Genomic DNA, 26,505 nt, shown 5'->3' on the forward strand with positions numbered 1-26,505 from the left:
ATAGGGTAGACGAATGTCGAAATGGGGGCTGTAATTTAGGTATATATAACTTAATTAGATGTGAGTGTGACAATCTCAGACTCTTTTTTTATCATTGCTGAAAATTTCCCTGACGAAATATTAATTAAATTTTGTTAAGATTGACACGGCAATAACTCTTCATCCCCCAACTACCCATCCCCTACCTGAGAGAAACTTGATGCTGCGACTAGAACATATTAGTAAAATTTACCCTACAGGTGAAGTTCTTAAGGACATCAACTGGGAAGTCAAACCAGGCGATCGCATCGGCTTAGTCGGTGTCAATGGTGCAGGTAAATCTACCCAGCTAAAAATTATATCTGGGGAAATGGAACCCACATCAGGCGAAATCATTCGTCCTGCGAGTTTACATATAGCTTACCTGAACCAAGAATTTGAAGTTGACCCCAGTCGGACTGTCAGAGAAGAATTTTGGACTGTATTTAAAGAAGCGAATCAAGTACAGCTTTCCATCGCTGAGGTGACAAGAGAGATGGAAACTGCGACTCCAGAGGAACTGGATAAATTAATCCACAAATTAGACAAATTACAGCGTCAATTTGAAGCCTTAGATGGTTATGGTTTAGAATCACGCATCGGGAAAATCTTACCAGAAATGGGATTTGAACAAGAAGATGGCGATCGCCTCGTTAGCGCCTTCTCTGGTGGTTGGCAGATGCGGATGAGTTTGGGTAAAATTCTGTTGCAAAAACCCGATTTATTGCTACTGGACGAACCGACTAACCATTTAGACTTAGAAACTATTGAATGGTTAGAAAATTACCTCAGAAGTCTGACAACGCCAATGGTCATAGTTTCCCATGACCGGGAGTTTCTTGACCGTCTCTGTAACCAAATTGTGGAAACTGAACGCGGTGTTTCTACTAGTTACCTGGGTAATTATTCTGCATATTTGCTACAAAAAGCGGAAAATGAAGCAGCACAACTAAGTGCTTACGAACGCCAGCAAAAAGAAATCGAAAAACAACAAACATTTGTTGATAGATTCCGCGCTAGTGCTACCCGCAGTACCCAAGCCAAAAGTCGCGAAAAACAACTAGAAAAAATTGAACGGATTGAAGCACCAACCGCAGGGGTAAGAACTCTGCATTTCCGCTTCCCCGATGCACCTCGTAGCGGTAGAGAAGTGGTGAATATTAAAGAGTTGACTCATATCTATGATGATAAAATCTTGTTTTTAGGCGCGAATCTCTTTATTGAAAGAGGCGATCGCATTGCTTTCTTAGGCCCCAACGGTGCAGGTAAATCTACCCTATTACGGGTAATTATGGGTATGGAGCCACCTACAGAAGGTACTGTGAAATTAGGCGATCATAATGTAATTCCGGGTTACTTTGAGCAAAATCAAGCAGAAGCTTTAGATTTACAAAAGACAGTCATGGAAACAATTCACGATGAAGTTCCTGACTGGAAAAATGAAGAAGTGCGCACCTTATTAGGACGTTTCTTATTTACTGGAGACACAGTATTTAAACAAGTTGGTGCATTAAGCGGTGGCGAAAAGGCGCGTCTAGCTTTAGCGAAAATGCTCTTACGTCCAGCGAACTTACTCATATTAGATGAGCCGACAAACCATTTAGATATTCCAGCAAAAGAAATGTTGGAAGAAGCACTGCAAAATTATGAGGGTACGGCGATTGTTGTCTCTCACGACCGTTATTTTATCTCCCAAGTAGCGAATAAAATTGTGGAAATTCGCGATGGTGAATTCCGCGTCTACTTAGGCGATTATCATTACTATCTGGATAAAATTGCTGAAGAAAAAGAACAAGCCAAGTTAGAGGCGATCGCAGCTGAAAAGGCTGCTAAGAAAGCCGCTAAAGCCGCTAAAGCCTCAGCAAAACGTAAATAAGCAGGTCGTAGCAGTCAAATTTAAATCGGGTGCGTGATGCTAAAATTCCTTGGTTGACAAGGATTAATACCCAAGTTTAAGCATTACGCACTACTGCTATTTAAAGATTTATTAACCAGGAATTAACACACACTTGCAGAAATACCGCTCAATCTGCAACATCTATGATAAAACCCAAGTTAGAGACTAACTACTGACGGTACACAAAAGCTTTTTTGGCATAAATAGCCCCACACAATTATCACAAATAATACGCAAAAGTTACTAAAGTTAAAAAAAATCTAAAAAATACTGAAACTTTTCATAAAAGAAGTTAATAAGCAGAAATCCTCTTGCAGTGGTGATTAGCAGTGGTATCATTCGGGTATTACAAAAAGTAAAGGGCAATTTTACTATGACCAAAGCACCTGTTGCTCCTGTGGTGCTAGTCATTTTAGACGGATGGGGCTACTGCGAGGAGAAGCGTGGAAACGCGATTGTTAATGCGAAAACTCCAGTCATGGATAGCTTATGGGCAGCTTATCCACACACCCTCATCCGCACCTCAGGAAAAGCCGTAGGGTTGCCAGATGGACAAATGGGCAACTCGGAAGTTGGTCATTTGAACATTGGCGCTGGACGGGTAGTACCGCAAGAATTGGTACGCATCTCCGATGCGGTGGAAGACGGTTCTATCAAGCTCAACCCAGCACTTGTCAAAATTTGCCAGGAAGTGCGCGATCGCAATGGCAAGCTGCATATAGTCGGTCTGTGTTCCGAGGGTGGCGTACATTCCCATCTCACCCACGTAGCAGGTCTACTAGAGTTAGCTAAGGATCGGCAAGTTTCCCAAGTTTGTATCCACGCCATTACCGATGGTCGTGACACCACACCGACCCAAGGTATCAAAGCAATTGGGCAATTGCAAGAATACATAGACCGCATAGGTATTGGGCAGATAGTCACCCTGAGCGGTCGCTACTACGCGATGGATCGCGATCATCGTTGGGATCGAGTTAAACGTGCCTATGACGTAATGACCCAAGATGAGGTGACTGACAATCGCCAAGCTGTAGAAGTCTTACAAGCATCCTACGCTGCCGGAGTCACAGACGAGTTCATCAACCCCACACGCATTGCTTCTGGCGCAATTGCAGCCGGGGATGGAGTCATTTTCTTCAACTTCCGCCCCGATCGCGCTAGACAACTCACTCAAGCTTTTGTTAGCCCAGAATTTACAGGCTTTGAAAGACAGCTGATTCAACCCCTAGCCTTTGCTACTTTTACTCAGTACGATCCAGATTTAAAAGTAGCGATCGCCTTTGAGCCGCAAAATCTCACCAATATTTTGGGAGAAGTCATAGCTAATCAGGGTTTAAAGCAGTTCCGCACCGCAGAAACAGAAAAATACGCCCACGTTACCTACTTTTTCAATGGCGGTCTAGAAGAACCTTTTGCAGGCGAAGATCGGGAACTCGTAAGCAGTCCAATGGTAGCAACTTACGACAAAGCCCCAGCCATGTCAGCAGAAGCAGTCACAGATGTAGCGATCGCCGCGATTGAAAAATGTATCTACTCGTTAGTTGTGATTAACTATGCCAACCCGGACATGGTAGGACATACGGGTCAGATAGAAGCTACGATAGAAGCAATTGAAAAAGTTGATCGCTGTTTGGGTCGCCTACTTGCTAGCATTACTAAAGTTGGTGGGACAACAATTATTACTGCCGATCACGGTAATGCTGAGTACATGCTAGATGATGCGGGTAATCCTTGGACAGCCCACACCACCAACCCTGTACCTTTAATTCTGTTGGAAGGAGAAAAAGTCAAAATCCCTGGACATGGTACAAACGTCGAACTGCGAAGCGATGGCAAGCTAGCCGACATTGCACCAACTATTCTTGAGATTTTACAACTACCTCAACCATCAGAAATGACAGGGCGATCGCTAGTAGTCCCAGCCGGATATGATGTGCAACGCAGTCGTACCCCTGCCCAAGTAGGTTTGTAAACAAGATAACAGTTAACATTTAACTGTTAGCTTCACCCTGACACTTTTGTTTTGAAATTGACTATCTATTTAGATTGCTACCATGACAGTTTCTAATATTGTTCAAGGAATTTGGGCACTTTCCGCCGTTGGTTTAATCGTCTTAGTTTTGCTGCATAGTCCCAAAGGAGATGGTATTGGAGCCATTGGCGGACAAGCTCAACTATTTAGCAGCACCAAAAGTGCAGAAAACACCTTAAACCGAATTACTTGGGCATTAACAGTAATTTTTCTCGGTTTAACAGTAGTTTTAAGCGCCGGCTGGCTACCTAAGTAAGCATAGGGAATAGGGATATGGGGCAAAAAATCCAATACCCAACACCCAACCCCCAGAAAAATTTATTTCTACGACAGTTACTAGCAGTTCTTACCTTAGCCATAGGCACAGGGCTGCTAGTTATTTTTACTCATCTTCCTGCTACCGCCTCATTTCCTTCACCAAAACCCCATCCTCTACCGCCAACCTTAGCCCAATGGCAAGATAATACCAACAGTGGCGATTATTTTGGAGAAATTACACCCACTCAAGTTGGTTATTTAGTTTGGTCGCAGTTTCCCATTAAAGTTTACGTAGAAACGCCAACAACAATTAACAGCCAGCAAGCGCAAGCTTGGGTTAACAGCGTCTTACAAGCTGTGCAAGAATGGAATGCTTATTTACCTTTATTAATAGTAGAAAAACCAGAGGTTGCAGATATTAAAATTTTGCGCAAAGCACCACCTCTGCAAATTTCCCCTACTGATAAAATTCCCCGTGCGCGTTCAGCTTTAACAACCTACGAGTTATATACCAACAACAAAGTTTTATTGCATCGCTTCACTATATTATTGAGTCCTAGCCAGACTGGTAATTATGTCCTAGCCGCAGCGCGTCACGAACTCGGCCACGCCTTGGGAATTTGGGGTCATAGTCCGCTACAAACTGATGCTTTATACTTTTCTCAAGTACGCCAACCGCCGCCGATTTCTGCTAGAGATGTGAATACCTTGAAACGGGTTTATGAACAGCCAACTAGTTTGGGGTGGTCTTTGGTAGAGAATTAAATTAATAATAAAAAGATGTGGGTAGGGGTTTAGCAATGCTAAACCCTATAAAAAATCTATATGTATCGCGATTTTATTGAATTGGTATGACTAACTTAAACGTACAGATACCTGAATCTTTGTATAAACAAATTGAAGCCTTAGCAATTAGAGAAAATATGTCCATTGAAAAGCTTGTAGCGATCGCTTTATCTGCACAAGTTTCTGCATGGTTGACTAATGGCTATTTAGAAGAAAAAGCCAAAAGCGATAGTTGGCAGAAATTCCAGCAAGTTTTGAATAAAGTCCCTAATGTAGAGCCAGAAGAATACGATAAATTTTAGAGACTTAATATATAATCAACGACAAGATATGCATTAAATTTCCACCTATCTAAGAGTCATATACTAATGTGAAATTTATTCTTTATTACGATAGACCATAATGTGTTTTTACTATAGTAGCAAGTAATTGTATAAGTACACCAACTGTTATTGTACCTCCTTTTTCTTTCACTGTGTCCATAGCTTTTTTCCACATAGTCTCACTACGGGCAGTTACAGCAAAATCATGACCAGAGGATGTCAAGTTTCTCAATACAGCTTGAGGACTTTGACTAAGGGTATTGGTAGTAATATTTCCTACGGCAAGACCAGCATCAATTATTAAATATGCATGGTAATCAATTTGTTCTTGAGAATAGTTTTCTATTTTGATAACTGTAGGTGCAAATCCATGAGCAGAGTCTTCTATCAAAAGAATGATTTTACGAATTAACTCTAAATCTTGTTTCATATAATCTATTTTTTGTATTTAGTTTCTCTACAAAAACCTCATTGCAGCTACTGGAAAGATTCCCAGAGATAATTATTAATCTATAGGATATTTTTTATAATTTTTGATAGATGTTGTCTTCTCCATATTTGCAAGCTAAATCTTGCTTTTAAATTAGGTGGGTTGAATTAAACCTAAGATGAGTTAACGTAGCGTAATCCATGCTTTTAAAGGGTTTAAGGCTTTGTGAAGGTGCGATCGCATTTTACAAAGAATTGTGCTTTCCTACTTATTATAATACGCTACAATGTAAATTTTATCACATTGCTTTTTATATGGAATGGACAAAACTCTTAGTAGACCAACAAAATGATTTTATTCAAAGGCTGAAATCTGGTCATCTGCTTCATTGTGAAATAGAAGGACAAAATAGTGAGTTAACAGTCATTTCAGGCGAGAGATTAAAAAAACTAAGGGACTTTTGCTGGGAGATGGTGAAAAAGTATAAGCCAGACGACCCAAAAAAGTACTTTATTAATAATCTAAAAGGAAAGCTCGGTGAAGAAGTTGTAAAATCCCGTTTAACTAATTTCGTGACTGAAGTAGATTATGAAAAACGAATCGGCGGCGATGGAAAAATTGATTTTACATTGACTTCTCAGCCAAATATTGGCATCCAGGTAAAAGCACGTCAAGGCGATATTAATCAAGTCAAGTGGTTAATTAGCAAAGAAGAAGTTGATAAAAATGCTGTTTTAGTTTGTATCTTAATTCAAGAAGAAGTAAACGAATCACAGAATACATACAACCTGATTTTATCAGGATTTTTGCCAACAAATATGATTCAGTTCAGTGAAGGTAATAATTTTGCCTCATATGGTATAGATGAATTGCTATACTGTGGTGGTTTATATAGTTACTTACAAAGTTTAATACCTTCCCCACGTGAAAATGTTCAAAGTGGCTCTTGTGAAAGCGAAATTACTAGATATAATTCAGCTTTGGAAACATTAATATCATCTATTATTAATCAACTTCTTCAACATGAAGACTTCATTGAAAAATCTCAAAATATTATAGTAGCTGAAATGATTGGACAGGAAGCAACAGCTTATGATAGACACGACGGTTTAATAGATGGCTATGTGACATACTACCAACCTGCTCAAGCATTTTTTAAAATTGAAGATGGTGATTTTTATACCTTGGAATGGACAATTGCTTTTAAAGTAACCGGAACGGCAGATATTGGCTACGTTACTAGCGATGGCGAAGATGGGTATAACTCCGTTTTAGCTTTCTGCGAAGGCAACGTTAATATTAAATTTACAGATGATTTTCGGGACTACTTTCTCTTAAACGACAGCATAGAAGAAATAATTGAAGACGTGTTTTCAAGTATCGAATTTCAAGCAGAAATTGATTTAATTTCTTTCGATTAAATTCGCACTTTTATAGTACTTTATAAATCAAATAAACAAATCACAGTCAACCCTAAAGAATTCGCCCAAAGCTTGAGCTTGAGCTTTACTGATTTCTTGCTGACCATTAATCACTGCCGAAACAACAGCTTGAGAACCAAGAATACCAACCAAATCTGATTCTGTTATATCCCTTTGCTCCATCAAAAACGCAATATAGAATCAGGCTGAGAAGCTTTCCCAGGCAAATAGTATTCTTGTTCAAACTTTTCAATTAAAATAATTAGCAACTCATAAAGCTCATCCTCTTCTGGGCTTCGGTTAGAGCGGTGCATTAATTCTTCTACAATAGCTAAAGCTTTTTTATTCTCTTCTTCATTCCTAATCAGTTTTGGCTGATACTGCACTAATAAATTTTTATATTTATCTGAATTAAAAGTAAGGGTCATTTTTATCGGAAAAAGTTAGGTTTAAAACCTCGCCCCTAGTGGGCGAAAAAATCCTTGTTTCGCAAGGTAGGTAGAAACCCCACCCCTTGTGGGTGGCTGTCTTTAATTTTGAATTTTGAATTTTGAATTTTGAATTGATTCATACCAATTTAAATAATCTTTGCGACACATCAAAATATTCTAGAGGGCATGGCAGTGCCAGTGCCCCTACAATCTGTCGCATTCTTTTTTCCAATTGGTATTACATTTAATTTGCTCAGGTTCTAGCGGTTTATTCACAGACAAGCACAGGCGGTCAAATTCGCGCAATGTAGTCCGATCAATAAGTCCAGCCTTATGCAACCCTTTAGCTGTTTTGTGAACAGCTTCAAGAATTAGTGATTTCTTATTCGGCATTGTAAATCACCTTTCTCACTTCACCTTCGGGCTTGGTTGTTTCGATATCCTGTAGCGTTTAAGGAAAAAGTACTGATTAGCTGCACTATTCTATCCTCTCAGATGCAGTGCAGCTAACCAAAATTTATATCAGAACCTTTACTTACAATCTATGAGTTAGGGGTAAAGGTCGCTGTAGTAGAACTTCGCGATACAATTGTTCCAACTGAGTAATATTATCAGTGAGGGTATAGCGTTCCAATACACGCTTTCTGGCTTTCTGTCCCAACACAGTTGTTAACTCAGGATGATCTTGGAATAGTGGTAAGAGGGTTTTTAATTGCGATCGCACTGTCTTAGTATTTAAAACTACACCTGCACCTTTCTCTAAAACTTCCCCATCAGCACCCACATCTGTAGCTAAACAAGCCAAACCACAAGCCATTGCTTCTAACAGCGATAAAGATAGCCCTTCTACCAGCGAAGGTAAAATAAATACATCCGCTCCCTGTAAAATCTCGATGCGGCGGTTTTCATCAGCTATAAATCCTAGCCAAATAATCCCTTCTTCTGCACCATAAAACGGCTGTAAAGAAGATTTCAAAGGGCCATCGCCAACAATCAACAGCTTACTATCTGCTTCCATTTCCGACTGCTTCCAAGCACGCAGCAGGGGTTCGACGTTTTTCTCTGGTGCTATCCTTCCTTGATAGACAAATAAGCGTTCGGCTTGAAATTCTGCTTTGACTTGAGAACTTCCGGGAGCATATTTACTGGTATCAACTCCGTTAGGAATGACAGCAACTTTTTCTTCCCGCACGCCCATCCGCCCTAATAAATCTCGCTGAATTTGGGAAAATACAATCACGCGATCGTAGTTCACCAAAAAAGGTGCGTATAGCTGATAGGCCAAAAGTTGAGTTCCGGAGATCAGTTTTGCCCCTTTACCTGCAAATGGTGTGTGGAAAGTAGCGATGAGGGGCAAATTCAATTGCTCGCAAATTTCTGGAAGAATAAAGTCCAGGGGAGATAAAGTCAAAGAAGCGTGGACGATATCTGGTTTAATTTCCCGCAACGACTCAGTTAATACTTTGGTTGCTTTAAATGTGGGAATTGTGTAAACCTGAGACTTATAAAGGAAGGGTAAGGAAACTTCTTGAAATTTGGGCCAGTTATCAGGTTCAGATTCTTCTTGGGCAAAGTGGAGAAAGCTAACTTCATGCCCTCGGTCTAGCAAGGCATTTGTAATTTCTCGACTATAGGTTACATTGCCACAAAATGGTGATTTTTTTCCAATCCAGGCTATACGCATTCTTTATTTAGTTATAGGAAGAGCGGGTTTAGTATTTAGTTATTTTTCCTTTATGCTTGCGCTTTTATCTTGTTGTCATCACTGGCTGGTTAGCAGTCATCAAACCTCATATTTTCTCCCGATCAAATAGGTAAATTCTTAGCTTGCTTCAATTCGGAATGGAATAAAGATAACATTCAAAACTTAACAAAGTTCTCAATCTTTCGCTTCGATGTTGGCACTTCCAAATAGCAACAATGTCTATTTATCGCTTTAGTTATGCTATGGAGAATTTGTTAATAGATATGAGTTAATAAAAACCCCTTAAGCCAGGATTCACAATGCTCCCTAGTTATGCCTATGGTAATTTATGGCTGAGTTCAGTCTATCACGAAAACTTCAGCTTGCAGTAAATGATTAAGGATCTCAAATTAATGATTAATAACTACCGATGAGCGTTATACCAGGTAAAGATACCTCCAAAAAAGACGATTACAGCTAATGCCAAAAACACAGCTTGTAAGCCGATAAAGGTTTCTGCAACCCCAGCTAATGCTAAAGGTAATGAAAGGGCGATATTAATGACATTATTTTGCAGACCAAAAACTTTACCCCGCATGTCTGGTGGGGTTTCTGTTTGGATTGTGGTTTGCATCGGAATGCCAACGAGTGCGCCAAAAACACCCAACATTGCTACTAACAAAAGTACGATCCAGAGGTTGGTTGTAAATATGGATAAACCAATCAGCGCTGCGGCCATACCCAAACAACCACAAAGACTTAAGGCAGTATAAGAGAAGCGTTGACCAAACTGACCAAGAATTGTCGCTCCTCCAGCAATCCCGACACCACCAGCTGCTAATAAAAAGCCAAATTGCGAGGCTTTCATGTTAGGAATTATTTCTGCCATGCGCACAGCTAAAACAGTTAGGGCAGCAAAGATAGAAAATAATATGATTAATTGCACTAAAGCGCTACGTACACGATGATTGTCTTTGAGATAACGCAATCCATCGCGTAAATCAGCAAAAACATGGGGAAATTCGGTGGCGGCGTCGTGGGGTTTTTCTTTAGTTACCAAGAAACTCAAAATAATGCCCGCGATCGCATAACTCCCACCGACTAAAATTTCCTTACCTAATCCACCATGTCCACCTATTTGTAACCACAGTTGATCCGCGATCGCTAATAGTGGTTCTCCAACAGCAAAACCCACAATCACCGAGGCCATCATGGTTGTGGTGTACAGGGAATTAGCCGAAAGTAAATGCTGTTCTTCCACTACTAAGGGAATGGCTGTTTGTTCGGCTGGGGCAAAAAACTGTGTCAGGGTGGAAACTAAAAAAGTCACGCCTAAAATGATCAAAAACCCGACTGGCAAAACTCCTACTGGTTTCCAATCATGGGTAAACCATAACAGCAAGGGAATCACTAACACCAAAATCCCTCGCCAAACATTCGTGGCTACTAGCACCGTCTTTTTTGACCAACGATCTACAAATACACCAGCTAAGGAACCAAATAGCACGGCGGGAATGGTAAACGCCATCATTAAAGCGGATACCCAACCACTAATGCTTTGATGACTCGCTTGAAACTGGGTATTGATCAAGGCAATCATCAGTACCAGATAAACTTTATCTGCTAGCTGGCAAAAAACTTGACCGCCCCAAAGTGCTAGGAAATTTGGGTTTTTTAATACAGGTAAAAACCCCTTTTGGGGAAGATTATCTGAGGCTTCATCTTTACCTGAATCATTACCATTGACATCTGGCGGTTCTTGTGCAGGGGTGATGGGTGCTTGCCCATTCACCTCAGTTTTGGTTGATGTATCTTCTTCATTGATGACATCAGGTGTTGATTTTTCCGACAGCCAATTTTTATTGTTTTGGGAAATTTCCTGCGGGGAAAGATCCTGGTTGTGGATTTGACTCGGCCGAGGTTTGGGAACAGCACTCAAGTGGCTGGGTGCTGTAGAATCTGATGCTCTATTCTGTTTTTTGGCGTAACTCGGTGACAAAGGTAGGATTTTTGTATCCAAATCAGACGGTTGCATCATGGTTGGCAGCAAAGTAAGAATCGATTAAAGTGGCGGAGCGAATTTGACGACCTAAATGATACTGAGCATACTGGCGCAGGATTTGCTCAACAGATAACCAGCCGTCATCTTTAGCGGCATTTATATGCATTATCTCTGGTTGTGACAGCTGCTGGAGTAGATAAAGTTCTCTCGCATTTAAACGCTGAGAAATTACTGGTAGCTCTTGCTGATGTACAACTGTTTGGTAGGTAGAAGTGTCAGAGTTAGGGGAAGTTGAGGTTGTGGGGGCTTTCCCTGAAGAATTAGTTTGTCTCTCCCGTTGTTTTTCTTTTCGCAACTCTTCCCAAGTCGCCAAACCAACTATTCCCCCAGCAGCAATACTAAATCCAACTTGCCAGTGGGGGTCTGTAAAATTTGGTACTAGTTGACGTTGCGTCAAAGCACAAACTTGCACCTGTGGTGTCAACCCTGCCAAAGCTAAAAGGTGAAATACTCCATGAGCCAGATGTGCTAGAACACCTGCTTCGTTCTGAGACAAAGTTTCCAAACGATTGAGATGTTCGTTGAGCAACTCATAAAGTTCTGCTTGGGGTTGTTCGCTCAAAGCTTGACAGAGGACAATTTCTGCTAGATATTGACTGGCAGCTAATTTACCTAAATCTTTTGTCAACCCTGGATAGGTTTTTACTGTTTGTGCTTGTGTAATTTTATCAAGCGATCGCCCTTTGGCAATCAGTAGTTCATTGACGACAAACATGCCACTCCTACCACCCAGGCTAGAATTGTGCTTGCGTGCCCCAGGGGCAACAGCTCGGATTAAACCGAACTCAGGTGTCAAAATTGTTACTATTTTATCTGATTCGCCTAGTGCCTGGGTTTTCAGATTAATTCCCGTTACTTGATAAGTTCTAGTCATTAGTCATTAGTCATAGTCATTAGTCATCAGCCATAGTCATTAGTCATTAGTTGAGTAAATAAAGACAAATGACAAAACAACAAATGACTATTCAACCTTTTCCAGGTTATCTCGCTGGCGGATTAAATCAACACCACGAGATGTGCCCAATCTAGTAGCACCCGCCAAGATTAATTCTATGGCTTGATTAACGGTGCGAATACCGCCTGAGGCCTTAATTCCTACCCTTTCGCGGGCAATCTCCTTCAACAGACGTACATCAGAAATAGTTGCACCCCCATTCCAGCCTGTACTGGTTTTTAAGAATGCAGCCCCAGCTTCCATAGCTATTTCTGCTGCTATTTTTTTCTCTGCATCTGTTAACAGATTGGTTTCTAAAATTACCTTCACTGTTTGCCCAGTTTCTTCACAAATCTCCGCAATTTCCCGGTGGACGGCTTCAGTTTTACCAGCTTTTAACCAACCCAAGTTGATGACTACATCAAGTTCAGTGGCTCCATTTTCCACTGCTTCTTGGGCTTCATAAAGCTTAACAACTGAAGTAGTTGCCCCAGTCGGAAAGCCGATGACTGTACAGACTTTGGGATTTTTACCATGAAGGAGTTCTGCGGCTTGCTTAACATAGGTAGGGTGCAAGCAAACCGCCGCAAAGTGAAATCTATCTGCTTCTTCACACCATTGCTCAACCTGCTCTGGAGTAGCCGTTGGCGTTAACAGGGCATGATCGATAAATGGCGCAATATCAATGTCTGGATAGTCTGCTGCCATCGTGCCTTTTGCCAATTATTGATTATTAATCTTTATAAAAAATTAAAACATTTCTTATATATATATTAAACCACATTTATTACGAGTTTATCCCGAAAAACAGGCTACTGCATAGGTTTTAGATGAGAGCTTTACAGGTAGCCTGAAATTACCTACGTAGTTATAGCATTTTAGCTAGGGGCTAGGGGCTAGGGATTAGAGAAGAGATTAATGGTTATAAGTCGTAGTCAGGACTTTAGCGATCAAAACTTTACGATGAACTACTAGCTGTTAAAAAATCAAGAATAGTTTGCGCTAAGGCTTTTGATGCTAAATATGGTACGCCATTACCAATAGTTTTAAACATATTTGTGAGTGACATATTCTCTGGAAGGGCAAAATTTGCAGGTAAAGATTGAATGGCTAAAGCTTCAGCTACAGAAATTCTTCTAACCTTGTAGGGATGTAAATGTACTTCATTATTGCCATAACAAGCAGTTGGTGAATAGCGCCATCTGTGTAGGCGTTTAAAAGACTTTTTAGAATCATCTCCCTCAGCAACTGTAGCAAATTTTGTTATCCCCCCTCTAGGTTGAAAATAATGTTTAGCATTGGGATGTTGCAATACATCATTTTTTCTAAACCAGTATTCAACTGTAAGTTCTTGAGGAATATTCTCAGGACAATTAATTATAGAGTTTTCTTGAAATGGTTCGCACTTTCGCCAAGGATAGGCAAAAACTTTCTCTTGAGGATATAAAATGTAATTCTTCCAAAGAAATACATCTGTAAGTGTTACATTATCATTAATTATTTTTTTAATTAAGCTATTTCTGAAGCCAATTAAAATAATTCTTTCCCTATCCTGTGGTACACCATATTCAATAGCATTAATTAAGCGTTCCGTTAATATATAACCTGCGTTTTGTAATTTTAATTTTAAAGAGTCAAAAAATAAACGATGTTTTTTCGTGCGCCATAAACCTTTAACATTCTCAAATAAAAAGAAATCTGGTAAATGACGACAAATTAATTCAATATAAGCAGCAGAAAGTTTACCATTATCTCCCAAATAACCTTTATTTTTACCGCCAATTGAAAAATCTGGACAAGGAGGCCCGCCAATAAAGCCAATAAGATTATAAGATTTACGGCAATCTTGGACTAATTCTCTCAGTCGTTTAGCTGGTAATTCTTCTAAAAGTTTGCTTACATCTGCATCTTCCCCTTGATAATATCCATATTCAGGTAACGGTAGATTGAGAATTTGCCTAGAATAGCGGTATGCGGCGATAAATGGGGCAAATATTTCATTGACATAAACAATATTAAAACCGCTATTTTCAAAACCTAAATCGAGAAAACCTGAACCAGAAAAGAAAGAGAATATACAAGGCTGAAGGCTCATTTTATGAATACATAATTCAGAAATAAATAAATTTTTATTTAATATCATGAATAATATATTTTATTTAATAACATAACATACAAATAATGTCATATGCTTAAAGCATATATATAAATTATTAGCAGACTATGGTTTGATTAATATATAGCTAAATAAATCTATAATCCAATACAGTTCAGTTAGCGTTGAAAACATTAAACTTTGTAGGTTGGGTTGAGGAACGAAACCCAACATTTCCGGGGTTTTGTTGGGTTTCACTTCGTTCAACCCAACCTACGATGATCCTTAACTGAACCGTATTGATCTATAATCAACAATCAAATAAAAAGCAATAACTATGAGTTACTAATTAATGATATCTTTATACATTTATCCTAGCTGGCTTGTCCCAGTCGAACAAATTAGAAATAAAAGTGAAATTATCACCTTTATTCAACAGATAGCCCAGCAATAATTAGATAGAATTTTGTTAAAATATGTCTTTTGCTGTAATGTGCTTTATATATTATGAATTGATATTAAGTAAAAATTTCCAAATATTATGAATATGTCTGAACCTTTCGTTGACATTGACGCAATTTTTAATCTTGCTATGAAAGAAACCGAAGAATTGATGAAACTTGGCTTTGATATTAGCGATCCTTGTGCTGTCACATCATTAGAATGGTATGCCAATAAATATCCAGAAATTGCAGAAAGGTGTAATAATGCCTTGCTAGAACTAATTGACAAACAAGCTGCAACTACTCCTGCATTGGTTGGTGCTGCTTACTCTGACAATGATTTAGATGCTTTTTAAGTAATCACTCAGATCATCTGTGGTTGAACAATATTTAGTGATATTAAAATTAATTTGCACGCAAAGACGCTCATAATAACTTTGCGCCTTTGCGTGAAATTATCCGACAGCCTTCTCAACAGCAACTTCCGGTAACAAACGCTTGACACCTTGCTTAACAAAACCTTGCAGAAAAGCCATCTGCTGATTTTGCTGGAAGACATTTTGTAAAGTTTGCCGCAATTTCTCTAAATTCAAGTTATTACCAGAATCTAAAGCTATTTCTTGTTGTTGGAAATACTCTACTAAACTTAACCCAGCTACTCTGGTAAGATAAGCTGCGCTGACTCCCTGTACTACACCACCAGCGACAAAGGTAACGGCGTTACTTTTGAGTACAGTACTTACAGCTTTTGTGGAAAGTTCGACTAAACCCAGTTTCAGCATTAAACTTCCCATTGTTCCAGCTACGGTTTGCGCCTGTTCCAAAGAGAATTTCTGCTGATAAATATTACCCAAATCCATTACCATTTGGGCATTAATCGCCGCAGTGGCTAAAACATCAAGTGCGGGAACTGGGTTAGCAAAAGCAGCAGCCGCAGCTATCCATTGATATTGTTCTATAGTTGGGGTAGCGCGATCGCGTCTGACTCCATTTACCCAGTTTTTCGCCTCAGCTTTGAGTAACTTAGCTTTTCTCCATGTCGTCGCCCAAACTAACTTCTGAGCTTGCTGAGTCACAATTTTGCTGAGTTGCTGTGTTAACTGCTGGATATCTGCTGCTGGTTGTTCTAACCATTCTTGTACAGAACCGTCACTCTCATGCTTCCTGACTTTGATAGCAAGGGGAGACACAGCTGTTGCAACTAAATTTCCTTGTGTCCGTTGTTGTAATGACAGCAAAATACTAGCACGTTCATCTGGTAAATACTGGTCTTGCTTGTTGAAAACCAACATTACAGGTTGATTGGCTGCTTTTAGCTGCTGTAAAGTCTGAAATTCCGAATCTGTTAAGTCACCGTTGGTGAGAAACAGAACAAAATCAGATGTTTCTACTTCTGTGACAACATCGGTTTCTGAATTATCGCTAGCTTTGATAAATAATGGTGCTGTCTCGTAGAAGCTGAATTTCTGCTTGATTGTTGCTTGCCAATTAGACTTTAAAACTTCTATCAAGGTGGTTTTACCCACCGATTTACCACCAGTAACAGCTAGTTTAATTTCTTGGCGATCTAAATCTAAGAGTAATTGGTTAACTTGTTCTCGTAGGTAGCCTATAGCTGGATGATTTTCTGATTCTTGTACCAGTTGGTTAATTACGACTTCAGCTTGAGCGATCGCATTTTCTACATCGGCTCTTTCTACAAGCTTAATATCAAATTGCTCCACCCTAGCTTGCGGGCGATTTTTTTGGAATAACCACAATCCCCCACCAATAGCTAAAGCACTCAATAAACCAAACTCGCTAACTTGCACTATAGAATCGTGCCAACTATCTAACATCCACAGAGAAAAGGACAATCCCAATCCTCCCACTAAAATTGGTCGTTGTAACTTCACAACCGTTACTCTCCGAGCTTTTTGGATGGTTTCTACTCCAGAATAGATCAAAACCCTGTTTGTCCGAGTCACACAGGCGAACAAACACAATTTTCTTTACTTAGTGCTTGTAAAATTAATTCCCAAGCATCGCGATATTTTGCAGAACGAGGTTTACGCTGTCGTTTTTCAGTTTCCACAAGATGAATTTCGCTACCATAGCCGATGAAGACATCGATTGGGAAGATATAAAACAGGTCAAGTTGTTCTATATATATTAGGGCAAAATCAAAATCGGTTGGCTTATATGCTTCTCTTAGCATTAGCCGACGATTTGTTTTGGTACGGCGATTATCTACAACATAATTACCAGAAGGCTGATCGAACCAAGCATATTTGACTTGAATTTTGATTACAGTTCCTTCTACATCAAATGCTAAATCGTAAGGTAGCCTGTCGCCTATAGGTTTTAAAACTCCCCAACCCCGCTTTAAGGCGTGAAGAACAGCAGCTTGTTCGGCAATATCTCCTTTGAGCTTTGTGTCCATGTACTCGTAACGCACAATAACTAAAACAAAACCCCGCAAACAATAAAGCTTGCAGGGTCTTATTTTGTTGTTAATTTGGTGGCGGGAAGTGGATTTGAACCACTGACCTTCGGGTTATGCTTACCATCTACAGCTTTCGCTGCCCAGATTTACTGGTTTGTGGTCTGGACTGTCCCTTCACCCTCGTCTTTATCGTTAGGGTGCCTGCCTTCCAGTCTCTACACCTTCTCTATTTCTAGAGCTTGGTTCGGGATTACCACGCTAATGGCTTCCCCGAGTTTGACAGGTAAACGCACGTAAGTTTCTTTACGTACCGCCCAATGCAAAATCAACTGATAAGCGTTTAGTTAACTTTGCTTGTTGAGCCCGACGAGCTACCAGGCTGCTCTATCCCGCGTCGCTTGTTCACTTTTTTAGTATAAACCTAAAGTTTAGATTTTGGCAACTACAAAAGCGATAATTCTCCGACAACTTCTAAACGCTTGTATTTTCCTAAGATCATAAACTTCTCAGATAAGCTTTCGGCAACGCTGGGAGTAATCCAGCCCATTTGTTGCAGTAAGTGAATGGCAACTGCGTATTTTGCCCGCTTGCTTCCATCCATAACTTTAATTGCTAATCCCATGCCTTCCCCTAATCGGCCAATGCACTGTACTCCTTCTGCACCAGCTTTACTTACCAATTCCCCAGGAGTTAAGCGCATGAGTTCGGTATCAAATTCCCCATCTCCCGCTACCATTGTTGGGTGATGAGTCATAGCTCTGACAATCCGCTCCATATCTAAAGTTTTCCCGGAGGCTAGCAAGGCATAAAGCGAACCCATCTGACCCAGTTGCATCAAGTAAGTGGGTGCGCCACAATCATCATGAACGCCAATAAATTCCTCAGATGGCATTCGCAGCAATTCTGCTACCTTGCTGAGAATTAGCTGTTGGACTGGGTGTTTGCGTTCTAGGTAATTATTTAAAGGCCAATGGCGTTGCTGACATACGGCTAACATTCCCGCATGTTTCCCAGAGCAATTGTATTCTAGAGGACTCCGCTTACCTTCAGGAACCGGACATTGGAGGGTGCTGGGGTCAAGATCGGCTCGCCACAGGATATTAAATACCTGTCTGACTTGCTCTATGCTACCTTTATGGGAACTAGTGATGATAGCTAAGTCGCGATCGCTGAGATCGTAACGTTCTAAAGTACCTGTAGATGTGACTGCTAGGGCTTGAAATGGTTTTAGTGCTGAACGGACAAATGTAGCCGTTTCCGCATTCCCAGCAACGGATAAAACCCGTCCCCGTTCGTCGCAGACAACAGCTTGGACTATGTGCCTCGATTCAATAATTCCTTCCCGGAGCAACCTGACTTCCAAGGCTGCGGCTTGAGTTCGCTTTCCCATTGTCATGGGTTAAAATTTATCTCTTATTGTTATTTTTTATGATTTGTCAGTTGTCAAAGACGCGATTGATGGCGTCAGTTGTCAGAGACGCGATTAATCGCGTCTGTACAATCGTCAGTTGTCTGTTGTCAGTTGTCTGATGACAAATGACTAATGACAAATGACTAATGACGAGTTATAACAAATGCCAAACTATACTACCAGCAACAAACATTCCTGCCAAGCCAGCAAAGGTTAGTTGCAAGCGCCGGAGAATGGGTTTGATTTCGTAGGTGGCGATTAAGCGATCGCGGTTTAATATTTCCTCTGGTTTAATCCAAGTTTGACCGTCATACCATCCAGACTCTTCATAAAATACTGCGCGGCTAGTTAGGCGATCGCTTACGTAATACCAACCTAAGTACAAACGTACCAGTAGGAGGATAACGCCAATACTTGCGCCTGCTGCACCGCAAAGAAGAAACTGGCCAATCTGCTTATGTGGTGGAAAACTAGCTGCGGCTACGGGGCCAGCTATAATCCAGGAGAAACTCCAAAGCATGAGCATTTTGGTGATATGTTGCCGCCAATTTAGGGCACAATCACTAAATAGCCAAGATGTTCTTAATTGTTCGTACTCATTGAGTGGTTGTTGTTCAGTCGGAACTGGGCAATTAGAAACCGAGGATCTTATCATGTTGGCTTACCCCCACCGTCGTCGGCTGTTGGAAGTTCTAAACGTTCAGCATGAGACCAGAATGCTTCTAAATTATAAAACTCCCGCTCCTTCGGCATCATGATGTGGACAATCACTTCGCCATAATCTTGCAATACCCAACTTCCTTCGGCTTTACCCGCAGTGCGCAAAGGATTTCGTTGCAAATCTGTTGCTACTTGTTCTTCTATAGCTTCAGCGATCGCTCTCACTTGGACGCGAGAATAGCCTGTCATCACCACAAAATAATCTGCTAAGTACGATACATCTCCTACTCTTAGCAATAAAATTTCCCCAGCTTTGCGGTCTGATGCAGCTTCGGCTATAGTTATCGCTAATTTTCTGGCTTCATCGGTTTCGGTCTGTGGGCTAGTGATCGCGCTTTTTTTCAAAGATACGGACTGTATAGGAAAATCTCCTTGGTAAAATTCAGACATTAACCCTCAGGTGCTTTATGCCTTTTGTTACATCTTTTTACAATTTTTCACAACCCATTAGCTTGTAGCTGTTTAAATTGTTTTTTTTGCATCCTAACAAAAAAAAGGTCTGTTTGGATTTTGAACTCAGTAAGCAACCCTGTGTTGCTGAGTTAGCTCAGGGACTAGAAAGCATGATTTCACCTAAATCGCTCGTGAGAATAGAGACAGACTCAATATGGTTAGTTACTGAGCAAGTTTATACTGCAAGCAATTAGTCGCGAATTACATTTATAATTCAAAATGTATTATAATTATAACTACATGTTGTATACTATTCCTCTTCTCATAGGAAGAAAGCATAGAGAAATCATACTTACTACAGAGCATCTGACACAATCAATAAAAACTCCACCCATAAAGGGATAGGATATTAGACTACTTTCAAAAAACAACTCACAACTGACAATTGTACAGACAAGGGTTATCGCGTCTCTGACAAAGGAAACGAAATAAAAATTGAGGTTATTAACAGTCCCAGATAAATAGTCAATTGACTATGGACTATTGACAACCTCAATTTAATTATCACCATATCGTCAGCTTGATTGCTGATAGTTAGGGAGCATCCCAAATGTGCAAAAACGCCCTCACCCTATAAGGGTGGGGCTAGAAATACGAAGCCTGCCTTCGCAGGCTATCAAACTTTTAGCCTGCGAAGGCAGGCTTTGTTGGTATAGCAATACCCTTCTAGGGTATTGCGTCAAAATTGGGATGCTCCCGATAGTTACTATCGCTACATACTGTTGTGGCAATTTTAAACTTCTTGATTCGAGATTGTTGTTGCATTAATTACTGGCTCGTCTACCATAAGAGATTCGCATAATGACTCATAGTTATTTAAAGCTTGCTCAAATGCATATTGTTCCACAGCATATTGACGGCTTTTATAACCAAAATTTTTGACTTTTTTGGGATTTTGATACAAGTCTAAAATTGCATTTGCTAAAGCTTGAGGATCTTCTGGAGGGACAACAAAGCCACCACCACTTTGCTTAATTGCTTTAGCAGCAGTACCATTTTCCGGTACAGAAGCAATTAATGCTCGTCCACTAGCAAGTAATACTTGTATTTTTGACGGCATATTGAAAGATATCACATTTTTCTTTTGCACTACTAACCCCACATCTGCAGCCGCTAACATTTGTGGTAATTTTTCTCTGGGTTGAAAGGGTATCAATAAAACGTTGTCTGCTCCGAAATTTAGACATTCTTGTTGTAACCTACGTAACCCTTTCGCCTCCCCTGCGATCGCAAATACAATATCTGGGATATGGCGTAACATCGCAGCAGCTTTCACCACTGTTTCTAAGCCTTGAGTAAGTGCAATATTTCCTGAATAGAGAACTACAAATTTATTTTGAAGATTGTGTGTGGCGCGAAATTGATTATTTTCTTGAGGTAAAGGACGAATAAAATTCACATCTACCCAGTTAGGAATAGAGACAATTTTGCTAGCTGGTACACCCTTTTTGAGCAAATTATCGATGAAACCATCAGCAATCACGCTAATTTTAGTAGCGCTGTGATAAGCAAACTTTTCTAACTGTGTAAATAGCTCGATGAGTAATTTATTTTTCAGTATTCCTAAGTGAATAGCCGCTTCTGGTAAAATATCTTGCAGATTTAAAATTACAGGACAGTTATATAACAAACCTAAAAGGGAAGCTGGCAAGCAAACAGGTAATGATGGCGATGTAGAAATAATTACATCAGGTCGCCAGCCTAACAGTGCAGGTACAAAACTAGTGACGACAAAACTAGCATCTAACAATATTCGATCGAGTAACTTAGGTTCTGGACGAACCCAGACATAACTGCGTTGAATTTCCACTCCGTTTTTATATTCTGTATGAAACAACTTACCCCGGTAGTTAGAGTAGATTTGACGTTCCGGGTAGTTTGGCATAGCTGTAACTACACGCACCTGATGTCCCCGCTTTACCAGTCCCTCTGCTAGTTCCGTCATTAGCGGAGCAATACCAATAGGTTCTGGATAGTAGTTGTAGGAATAAATCAAAATCCGCATAAAAATTAGTCAGAGTTATCTGGTTTTTTATTGAAAAACAATATTTATTCCCAAGATTTTTTGAACTTCTGACACACCCTAATTCATTGTCCCTTTAGTCTGTTTTTCTGTCATTGATTTTTCTATGAAGATTAAGTAAACTTTGATATACTTACTTAAGTAAGAATTAAATTAACTGTAAATAATTACATCTATAAAGAAGAATCTAAGGAAGTAGAATTACTTACGTATAATTCTGGTTTTTTATCTTGATTGGACAGCACAATATTCAAGTTCTCAGATTAAATACTGAAAGTTAGAGAATTTGGGATAAAAATTTGCGAGTTCGCTCTTGTTGAGGCTGGTTGAAAAAGGAATCTGGTGTGCCTGATTCGATCAGAAAACCACTATCCATGAGGATTACCCTATCAGCAACTTCACGAGCAAATCCTACTTCATGGGTGACTACAACCATTGTCATTCCTTCCCTGGCGAGATTGCGCATCACATCCAAAACTTCTCGAACCATTTCGGGATCTAAAGCTGAGGTCGGTTCATCAAATAGCATGATTTTAGGCTGCATAGCTAAAGCACGAGCGATCGCTACCCGTTGTTGCTGTCCCCCAGATAACTGTCCGGGATATTTATGGGCTTGTTCTAAAATTCCCACTCTTTCTAGCAGTTGCATAGCTAAATCTTGGGCTTTCGCCTTCGTCCAGCGACGCACCCAAATAGGAGCCAAAGTAATATTTTGCAGTACTGTTAAATGGGGAAATAAATTAAATTGTTGAAATACCATTCCCACTTCTTTGCGAATTGCGTCAATATTGCGCAAATCATTGCTAAGGGTAATACCATCGATAATAATTTTGCCTTTTTGATATTCTTCTAAGGCATTAAATGTGCGGATAAAGGTAGATTTACCAGAGCCAGAAGGCCCCATTAAGACAACGACTTCGCCACGATTGACTGTTAAGCTCACACCTTGGAGTGCATGAAATTTCCCATACCATTTATGAACATCTTCGGCAATAATGATGGGATTTGATGTTGATTGTGCCATGAAAATTTACCTTAAATAACTAATTCCTATTTGATATGTGAACTAAGGGGAAAAGGGGCAAAAGGGAAGGGAAGGGGGACAAGGAAGATAAGTATTTATGAATTATTTAGGATTGCTATATTAACTATTGACCATTGACCATTGAACAGACAAGGGTTATCGCGTCTCTAACAATTGACTATTGACTAATTTGCTTTTCTAAGCGTCGAGAAGCTAGAGACATCGAGTAACAAAATACCCAATAAATTGAGCCAATAAATAAATAAACCTCTGCATATCTGCCAATAAATTGTGGTTGTGCCAAAATTGAACGGGAAATTCCTGTTAGTTCTACTAATCCTACTAAAGATAAAAGTGAGGTATCTTTAAATAAACCGATAAATTGACCAACAATTGCGGGAATTACAGCCCGTAAAGCTTGAGGTAGTATAATTAATATAGTCACTAACAGAGAATTCAAGCCTAATGCTTTTGCGGCTTCTACTTGTCCCCGCCATACAGCCTGAAGTCCGCCACGCACGTTTTCTGCCATATAAGCCGCGCTAAATAAAACGAGTCCGGTAATTGCGCGTACTACTCGATCTAAACGTAAATCAACTGGTAAAAATAATGGGAGCATTACCTGAGCGAGAAACAAAATTCCAATTAGAGGTAGTCCTCGAATTATTTCAATATAGAGAATTGAAAACCAACGAATGATTGGTAAATTGCTAGTACGTCCTAAAGCTAGTAAAACTCCAATGGGGAAAGAAAGAACAATACTAACTGCTGCCATTAACAAGGTAAGTAGTAAACCATTCCACGAATTTGTAGATACAGATTGCCAGCCTAATCCACCACCAATTAACCAAATAATCAGACTAAAAGATAATAACCATGTTAAGGAAAGCCAAGGCAATATTATTTTAGGAAATTTTCTGCCTATTCCGAATCCGATAGCTAACAAAATAGAAATTAATAGTAACCAACTTCGGGATGTCAAATCCCCTGGTAAACCCATTAAAAATCCAGCAATTATAAAAGTATAAACTGCAATTTGACGCTTTGTTAAATGCTGTTTACTAGAAAATACACCCCATGTTATTGCAGTTAAAGTGGACGCGATCGCCAATACAATCCACACGCGCCAATATAAGGATTGGGGAAATCTACCAACTAAGAATAAACGTAAGTTAACTTGAACTACTGTCCATTGTGCTTGGGTAGTTGTCCAAATAATAATGCTTTTGGCTAACCAAATTAGGAATGCTATACAGATAATAGTCAGTAAGCTGTTGTACCAAGTATTAAAAAGATTTTTACGCAGCCACAATAGTTGAGGATTAGTCATTTATCAGAGACGCGATTAATCGCGTCTGTACAGTTGTCAATTGTCAATTTTCTCTCTTATCCCGTTATCTTTCTTGAATTTGTACTATGCGGTTGAACAAATTCATGACTACGGAAATTGTTAAACTGAGGGTGAGGTAGGTAAGCATAATTAGTAACATGACTTCTACGGCACGCCCAGTTTGGTTAAAGGTGGTGGAGGCGACAAAATAAATATCGGGGTAGCCAATAGCGATCGCTAAACTGGAATTTTTGGTCAAGTTGAGATATTGGCTGGTTAGCGGTGGGATGATTACCCGCAAGGCTTGGGGAAACACCACCAACCGCATGACTAACCCTGGTTTTAAACCAAGCGATCGCGCAGCTTCCCACTGTCCTTTAGGTACTGATTGAATCCCAGCGCGGACAATTTCGGCTATAAATGCGCCTGTATAAAAAGTTAAACCCAGTAGTAAAGCAGAAAACTCTGGAGATAAAGTGAACCAAGGAAATTCTGCACCATTTTGGCTCAGGTAAATCAACCCCCAGAGAGAGATTTTATTTTCAACTTTGGGGAAACCAAGAAATACCGCAAAGTACCAAAACAGTAATTGCAGCAGTAACGGAGTATTGCGAAAAATTTCTACGTAAACTAGGCTGATATTTCTGACTAACCAATTATCAGAAAGTCGTGCAATTCCTGCACTAACTCCAACAATTGTTGTCAGCAAAATTCCGATAATTGCTATGCGCAATGAGTTAATTAGCCCAACCCATAAGGCTTGACTATAGCTATCAGTTGGTTTGTAAGCAATTAAAGTTTCACCAATATCAAAAGATGCTTGTTGCTGGAGAAAATTAAACCCAAACTGAATACCGAGTTGCTGTAAATTGCGGTTGAGGTTACTCCAGAGAATTGTGACTACAAATGCTGCTAAAAATACAGCGATTAATTGTCCTGCAATTCGCCAAAAACGGCGATCGCGCCACAATAATTTGAAATTTGTCATTTGTCAGAGACGCGATGAATCGCGTCTGTACAATGGTCTTTTGTCATGAGTTCTGGATGTGGGTTTATCTGATCCTGCGATTAACGGAAAGGTGGAGAATAGAGTAATCCGTTTTTTGACCACAGTTGATTTTGACCGCGTGCTAAATTGAGTTTTGTTTTCGGGCCGAGATTGCGATCGTAAACTTCGCTATAGTTGCCAACATGCTTGATGATTCTGGCTGCAAAGTCGTTGGTTAACCCCAGACTTTCACCCAGGTTTCCTTCTGTTCCTAAAAACCGCTTAATATCTGGATCGCTACTAGTGGCAAATTGTGCGAGATTTTGAGAATTAATCCCTAATTCTTCAGCTTTAATTAGGGAATAAACTACCCATTTGACAGTATCCGCCCATTTTGTGTCTCCTTTGGCGACTGCTGGTGCTAATGGTTCGGATGAAATGACTTCATCAAGAATTACATTGTCTTCTGGTTTGGGTAGAAGCGATCGCCGCGCCACTAACGCAGAGCGATCGGCTGTAATTCCATCACAACGTCCTTGTGCATAGGTCGCAAAGGTAACGTTAACATCCTCAAACACTACGGGTTTATAAGTAATACCCCGTTTGCGCATTTGGTCGGCTAAATTTTGTTCAGTAGTCGTTCCAGTTTGCACGCAGATAGCTTTATCTTTTAAGTCAGCTAATGATTTTACACCGCTACTTTTGCGGATCATAATCGCTTGACCATCATAAAAAACCACAGGTGCAAATTCCAGACCGACAGAGGTTGTACGGCTCAATGTCCATGTGGTGTTGCGGCTGAGAATATCTACTTCCCCAGTTTGTAAGGCTGTAAACCGTTCTTTGGCGCTGAGATTGCGAAATTCCACTGCATCGGGGTTGTCAAATAAAGCTGCTGCGACGGCGCGACAGACATCAACGTCAATTCCGCTATATTTTCCATCAGTTCCGACAAAACTAAATCCTGGAACTTCACCACTCACACCACAAATTAGCTGACCCCGGTTTTTTACCGTATCCCAGCGATTTTTAACTGTTGGTGCTGCTTGCGGACTAGTGGTGCTATTTGCATTGTTATTTGCATTTTGGGATTCGCCACCACAAGCACTAATGGCAAAGATAAGAGGTGCGATCGCTAAAATTAAAGCTGATTTACCCATAAAAGTTGTGGACATTTACATGATAAAATGTGTTTACTACTACAATTGTTCTGTAAAACTCAGTAGATGTTTGTAATATAAAACTTTTTGGTATCCTGTATTAAAAATTTAGCTAATACAAACATATTTTTTGATAAAAAATCTAAAATTGGCACAA

General features: G+C 40.0%; 24 protein-coding genes. 7 read left to right on the forward strand and 17 right to left on the reverse strand.

From position 1 onward, the window contains the following. The first annotated feature begins 199 nt into the window (after positions 1-199). From H6G08_RS07070 to H6G08_RS07090, 5 genes are all read left to right on the forward strand, one after another. Complete coding sequence (locus H6G08_RS07070; protein WP_190539957.1) at positions 200-1,894, forward strand: ABC-F family ATP-binding cassette domain-containing protein; 1,695 nt, start codon at positions 200-202, stop codon at positions 1,892-1,894. Between the two features lie 394 nt (positions 1,895-2,288). Continuing rightward, positions 2,289-3,887, forward strand: a complete 1,599-nt coding sequence (gene gpmI / locus H6G08_RS07075) for a 2,3-bisphosphoglycerate-independent phosphoglycerate mutase (RefSeq protein ID WP_190539959.1) — start codon at positions 2,289-2,291, stop codon at positions 3,885-3,887. 82 nt (positions 3,888-3,969) lie between these two features. Then, positions 3,970-4,203, forward strand: coding sequence for a preprotein translocase subunit SecG (secG, locus tag H6G08_RS07080; protein WP_086762869.1), 234 nt, complete (start codon positions 3,970-3,972; stop codon positions 4,201-4,203). Between the two features lie 17 nt (positions 4,204-4,220). After that, positions 4,221-4,970: a peptidase gene (locus tag H6G08_RS07085; protein WP_190539961.1), complete on the forward strand. Its 750-nt coding sequence runs from the start codon at positions 4,221-4,223 to the stop codon at positions 4,968-4,970. 86 nt (positions 4,971-5,056) lie between these two features. Continuing rightward, entirely contained in the window at positions 5,057-5,293 is a 237-nt protein-coding gene (locus H6G08_RS07090) for a ribbon-helix-helix protein, CopG family (protein WP_190539963.1), read from the forward strand. Between the two features lie 85 nt (positions 5,294-5,378). Here H6G08_RS07090 and H6G08_RS07095 read toward each other — a convergent pair whose 3' ends face one another. Continuing rightward, positions 5,379-5,744: a DUF2513 domain-containing protein gene (locus H6G08_RS07095; protein ID WP_190539965.1), complete on the reverse strand. Its 366-nt coding sequence runs from the start codon at positions 5,742-5,744 to the stop codon at positions 5,379-5,381. Positions 5,745-6,058: 314 nt separating this feature from the next. Between H6G08_RS07095 and H6G08_RS38655 the strand changes: the two genes are divergently transcribed. Continuing rightward, positions 6,059-7,165: a hypothetical protein gene (locus tag H6G08_RS38655; protein ID WP_390625583.1), complete on the forward strand. Its 1,107-nt coding sequence runs from the start codon at positions 6,059-6,061 to the stop codon at positions 7,163-7,165. 182 nt (positions 7,166-7,347) lie between these two features. On the opposite strand, the gene H6G08_RS38490 is transcribed toward H6G08_RS38655, so the two are convergent. The 6 genes from H6G08_RS38490 to H6G08_RS07130 form a co-directional block, all read right to left on the reverse strand. Beyond that, the gene (locus H6G08_RS38490) at positions 7,348-7,593 is read right to left on the reverse strand and encodes a hypothetical protein (protein WP_313941466.1); all 246 of its coding nucleotides are present in this window, start codon (positions 7,591-7,593) and stop codon (positions 7,348-7,350) included. Between the two features lie 538 nt (positions 7,594-8,131). Further along, the gene (locus H6G08_RS07110; RefSeq protein WP_190539967.1) at positions 8,132-9,280 is read right to left on the reverse strand and encodes a glycosyltransferase family 4 protein; all 1,149 of its coding nucleotides are present in this window, start codon (positions 9,278-9,280) and stop codon (positions 8,132-8,134) included. Between the two features lie 424 nt (positions 9,281-9,704). Next, positions 9,705-11,318, reverse strand: coding sequence for an MFS transporter (locus H6G08_RS07115; protein ID WP_390625584.1), 1,614 nt, complete (start codon positions 11,316-11,318; stop codon positions 9,705-9,707). Continuing rightward, entirely contained in the window at positions 11,302-12,216 is a 915-nt protein-coding gene (recO, locus tag H6G08_RS07120; RefSeq protein WP_190539969.1) for a DNA repair protein RecO, read from the reverse strand. Before recO ends, H6G08_RS07115 begins: the two co-directional genes overlap by 17 nt. A gap of 87 nt (positions 12,217-12,303) precedes the next feature. Next, positions 12,304-12,984: a deoxyribose-phosphate aldolase gene (gene deoC / locus H6G08_RS07125; RefSeq protein ID WP_190539971.1), complete on the reverse strand. Its 681-nt coding sequence runs from the start codon at positions 12,982-12,984 to the stop codon at positions 12,304-12,306. Positions 12,985-13,234: 250 nt separating this feature from the next. Beyond that, positions 13,235-14,371 (reverse strand): DNA cytosine methyltransferase, encoded by a 1,137-nt coding sequence (locus H6G08_RS07130; RefSeq protein WP_190539973.1) that lies wholly within the window; start codon positions 14,369-14,371, stop codon positions 13,235-13,237. A 547-nt stretch (positions 14,372-14,918) separates the two neighbouring features. On the opposite strand from H6G08_RS07130, the gene H6G08_RS07135 reads away from it, so the two are divergent. Then, positions 14,919-15,170: a hypothetical protein gene (locus tag H6G08_RS07135; RefSeq protein ID WP_242046088.1), complete on the forward strand. Its 252-nt coding sequence runs from the start codon at positions 14,919-14,921 to the stop codon at positions 15,168-15,170. Between the two features lie 99 nt (positions 15,171-15,269). Here the strand turns inward: H6G08_RS07135 and H6G08_RS07140 are convergent, their stop codons facing one another. From H6G08_RS07140 to H6G08_RS07185, 10 genes are all read right to left on the reverse strand, one after another. After that, positions 15,270-16,760, reverse strand: coding sequence for a YcjF family protein (locus H6G08_RS07140; RefSeq protein WP_422614289.1), 1,491 nt, complete (start codon positions 16,758-16,760; stop codon positions 15,270-15,272). 17 nt (positions 16,761-16,777) lie between these two features. Beyond that, the gene (locus H6G08_RS07145) at positions 16,778-17,236 is read right to left on the reverse strand and encodes a group I intron-associated PD-(D/E)XK endonuclease (RefSeq protein WP_190539975.1); all 459 of its coding nucleotides are present in this window, start codon (positions 17,234-17,236) and stop codon (positions 16,778-16,780) included. Between the two features lie 445 nt (positions 17,237-17,681). Then, positions 17,682-18,635, reverse strand: a complete 954-nt coding sequence (locus H6G08_RS07150; protein WP_190539977.1) for an asparaginase — start codon at positions 18,633-18,635, stop codon at positions 17,682-17,684. 169 nt (positions 18,636-18,804) lie between these two features. Then, positions 18,805-19,305: a CGLD27 family protein gene (locus tag H6G08_RS07155; RefSeq protein ID WP_190539979.1), complete on the reverse strand. Its 501-nt coding sequence runs from the start codon at positions 19,303-19,305 to the stop codon at positions 18,805-18,807. Beyond that, positions 19,302-19,760 (reverse strand): ribosome silencing factor, encoded by a 459-nt coding sequence (gene rsfS, locus H6G08_RS07160; RefSeq protein WP_190539981.1) that lies wholly within the window; start codon positions 19,758-19,760, stop codon positions 19,302-19,304. Before rsfS ends, H6G08_RS07155 begins: the two co-directional genes overlap by 4 nt. A gap of 796 nt (positions 19,761-20,556) precedes the next feature. After that, on the reverse strand, positions 20,557-21,828 hold the full coding sequence (locus H6G08_RS07165; protein WP_190539983.1) for a glycosyltransferase family 4 protein: 1,272 nt from the start codon (positions 21,826-21,828) through the stop codon (positions 20,557-20,559). 295 nt (positions 21,829-22,123) lie between these two features. After that, entirely contained in the window at positions 22,124-22,870 is a 747-nt protein-coding gene (locus tag H6G08_RS07170; protein WP_190539985.1) for an amino acid ABC transporter ATP-binding protein, read from the reverse strand. A 178-nt stretch (positions 22,871-23,048) separates the two neighbouring features. Further along, positions 23,049-24,200 carry an amino acid ABC transporter permease gene (locus H6G08_RS07175; protein ID WP_190539987.1) on the reverse strand — a complete coding sequence of 384 codons (1,152 nt, stop codon included), beginning with the start codon at positions 24,198-24,200 and terminating at the stop codon, positions 23,049-23,051. A gap of 64 nt (positions 24,201-24,264) precedes the next feature. Further along, a complete protein-coding gene (locus H6G08_RS07180) occupies positions 24,265-25,188 on the reverse strand; it encodes an amino acid ABC transporter permease (RefSeq protein ID WP_190539989.1) in 924 nt (307 codons plus the stop codon). Between the two features lie 80 nt (positions 25,189-25,268). After that, on the reverse strand, positions 25,269-26,348 hold the full coding sequence (locus H6G08_RS07185; RefSeq protein WP_190540056.1) for an amino acid ABC transporter substrate-binding protein: 1,080 nt from the start codon (positions 26,346-26,348) through the stop codon (positions 25,269-25,271). Positions 26,349-26,505: the final 157 nt, after the last annotated feature.

It is taken from the genome of Calothrix anomala FACHB-343 (assembly GCF_014696435.1).
GTDB classification, from domain to species: domain Bacteria; phylum Cyanobacteriota; class Cyanobacteriia; order Cyanobacteriales; family Nostocaceae; genus Aulosira; species Aulosira anomala_A.

Excerpts from the sequence above, each read along its gene's own strand:
- H6G08_RS07090 (WP_190539963.1), top strand. The coding sequence starts at position 5,057 with ATGACTAACTTAAACGTACAGATACCTGAATCTTTGTATAAACAAATT.
- recO (WP_190539969.1), bottom strand. The coding sequence starts at position 12,216 with ATGACTAGAACTTATCAAGTAACGGGAATTAATCTGAAAACCCAGGCA.
- H6G08_RS07135 (WP_242046088.1), top strand. The coding sequence starts at position 14,919 with ATGTCTGAACCTTTCGTTGACATTGACGCAATTTTTAATCTTGCTATG.
- H6G08_RS07155 (WP_190539979.1), bottom strand. The coding sequence starts at position 19,305 with ATGATAAGATCCTCGGTTTCTAATTGCCCAGTTCCGACTGAACAACAA.
- H6G08_RS07180 (WP_190539989.1), bottom strand. The coding sequence starts at position 25,188 with ATGACAAATTTCAAATTATTGTGGCGCGATCGCCGTTTTTGGCGAATT.
- secG (WP_086762869.1), top strand. The coding sequence starts at position 3,970 with ATGACAGTTTCTAATATTGTTCAAGGAATTTGGGCACTTTCCGCCGTT.
- H6G08_RS07115 (WP_390625584.1), bottom strand. The coding sequence starts at position 11,318 with ATGATGCAACCGTCTGATTTGGATACAAAAATCCTACCTTTGTCACCG.
- H6G08_RS07145 (WP_190539975.1), bottom strand. The coding sequence starts at position 17,236 with ATGGACACAAAGCTCAAAGGAGATATTGCCGAACAAGCTGCTGTTCTT.
- H6G08_RS38490 (WP_313941466.1), bottom strand. The coding sequence starts at position 7,593 with ATGACCCTTACTTTTAATTCAGATAAATATAAAAATTTATTAGTGCAG.
- H6G08_RS07185 (WP_190540056.1), bottom strand. The coding sequence starts at position 26,348 with ATGGGTAAATCAGCTTTAATTTTAGCGATCGCACCTCTTATCTTTGCC.
- H6G08_RS07130 (WP_190539973.1), bottom strand. The coding sequence starts at position 14,371 with ATGAGCCTTCAGCCTTGTATATTCTCTTTCTTTTCTGGTTCAGGTTTT.
- H6G08_RS07070 (WP_190539957.1), top strand. The coding sequence starts at position 200 with ATGCTGCGACTAGAACATATTAGTAAAATTTACCCTACAGGTGAAGTT.
- H6G08_RS07110 (WP_190539967.1), bottom strand. The coding sequence starts at position 9,280 with ATGCGTATAGCCTGGATTGGAAAAAAATCACCATTTTGTGGCAATGTA.
- H6G08_RS07170 (WP_190539985.1), bottom strand. The coding sequence starts at position 22,870 with ATGGCACAATCAACATCAAATCCCATCATTATTGCCGAAGATGTTCAT.
- H6G08_RS38655 (WP_390625583.1), top strand. The coding sequence starts at position 6,059 with ATGGAATGGACAAAACTCTTAGTAGACCAACAAAATGATTTTATTCAA.
- rsfS (WP_190539981.1), bottom strand. The coding sequence starts at position 19,760 with ATGTCTGAATTTTACCAAGGAGATTTTCCTATACAGTCCGTATCTTTG.
- H6G08_RS07150 (WP_190539977.1), bottom strand. The coding sequence starts at position 18,635 with ATGACAATGGGAAAGCGAACTCAAGCCGCAGCCTTGGAAGTCAGGTTG.
- H6G08_RS07175 (WP_190539987.1), bottom strand. The coding sequence starts at position 24,200 with ATGACTAATCCTCAACTATTGTGGCTGCGTAAAAATCTTTTTAATACT.
- H6G08_RS07085 (WP_190539961.1), top strand. The coding sequence starts at position 4,221 with ATGGGGCAAAAAATCCAATACCCAACACCCAACCCCCAGAAAAATTTA.
- gpmI (WP_190539959.1), top strand. The coding sequence starts at position 2,289 with ATGACCAAAGCACCTGTTGCTCCTGTGGTGCTAGTCATTTTAGACGGA.
- H6G08_RS07095 (WP_190539965.1), bottom strand. The coding sequence starts at position 5,744 with ATGAAACAAGATTTAGAGTTAATTCGTAAAATCATTCTTTTGATAGAA.
- deoC (WP_190539971.1), bottom strand. The coding sequence starts at position 12,984 with ATGGCAGCAGACTATCCAGACATTGATATTGCGCCATTTATCGATCAT.
- H6G08_RS07165 (WP_190539983.1), bottom strand. The coding sequence starts at position 21,828 with ATGCGGATTTTGATTTATTCCTACAACTACTATCCAGAACCTATTGGT.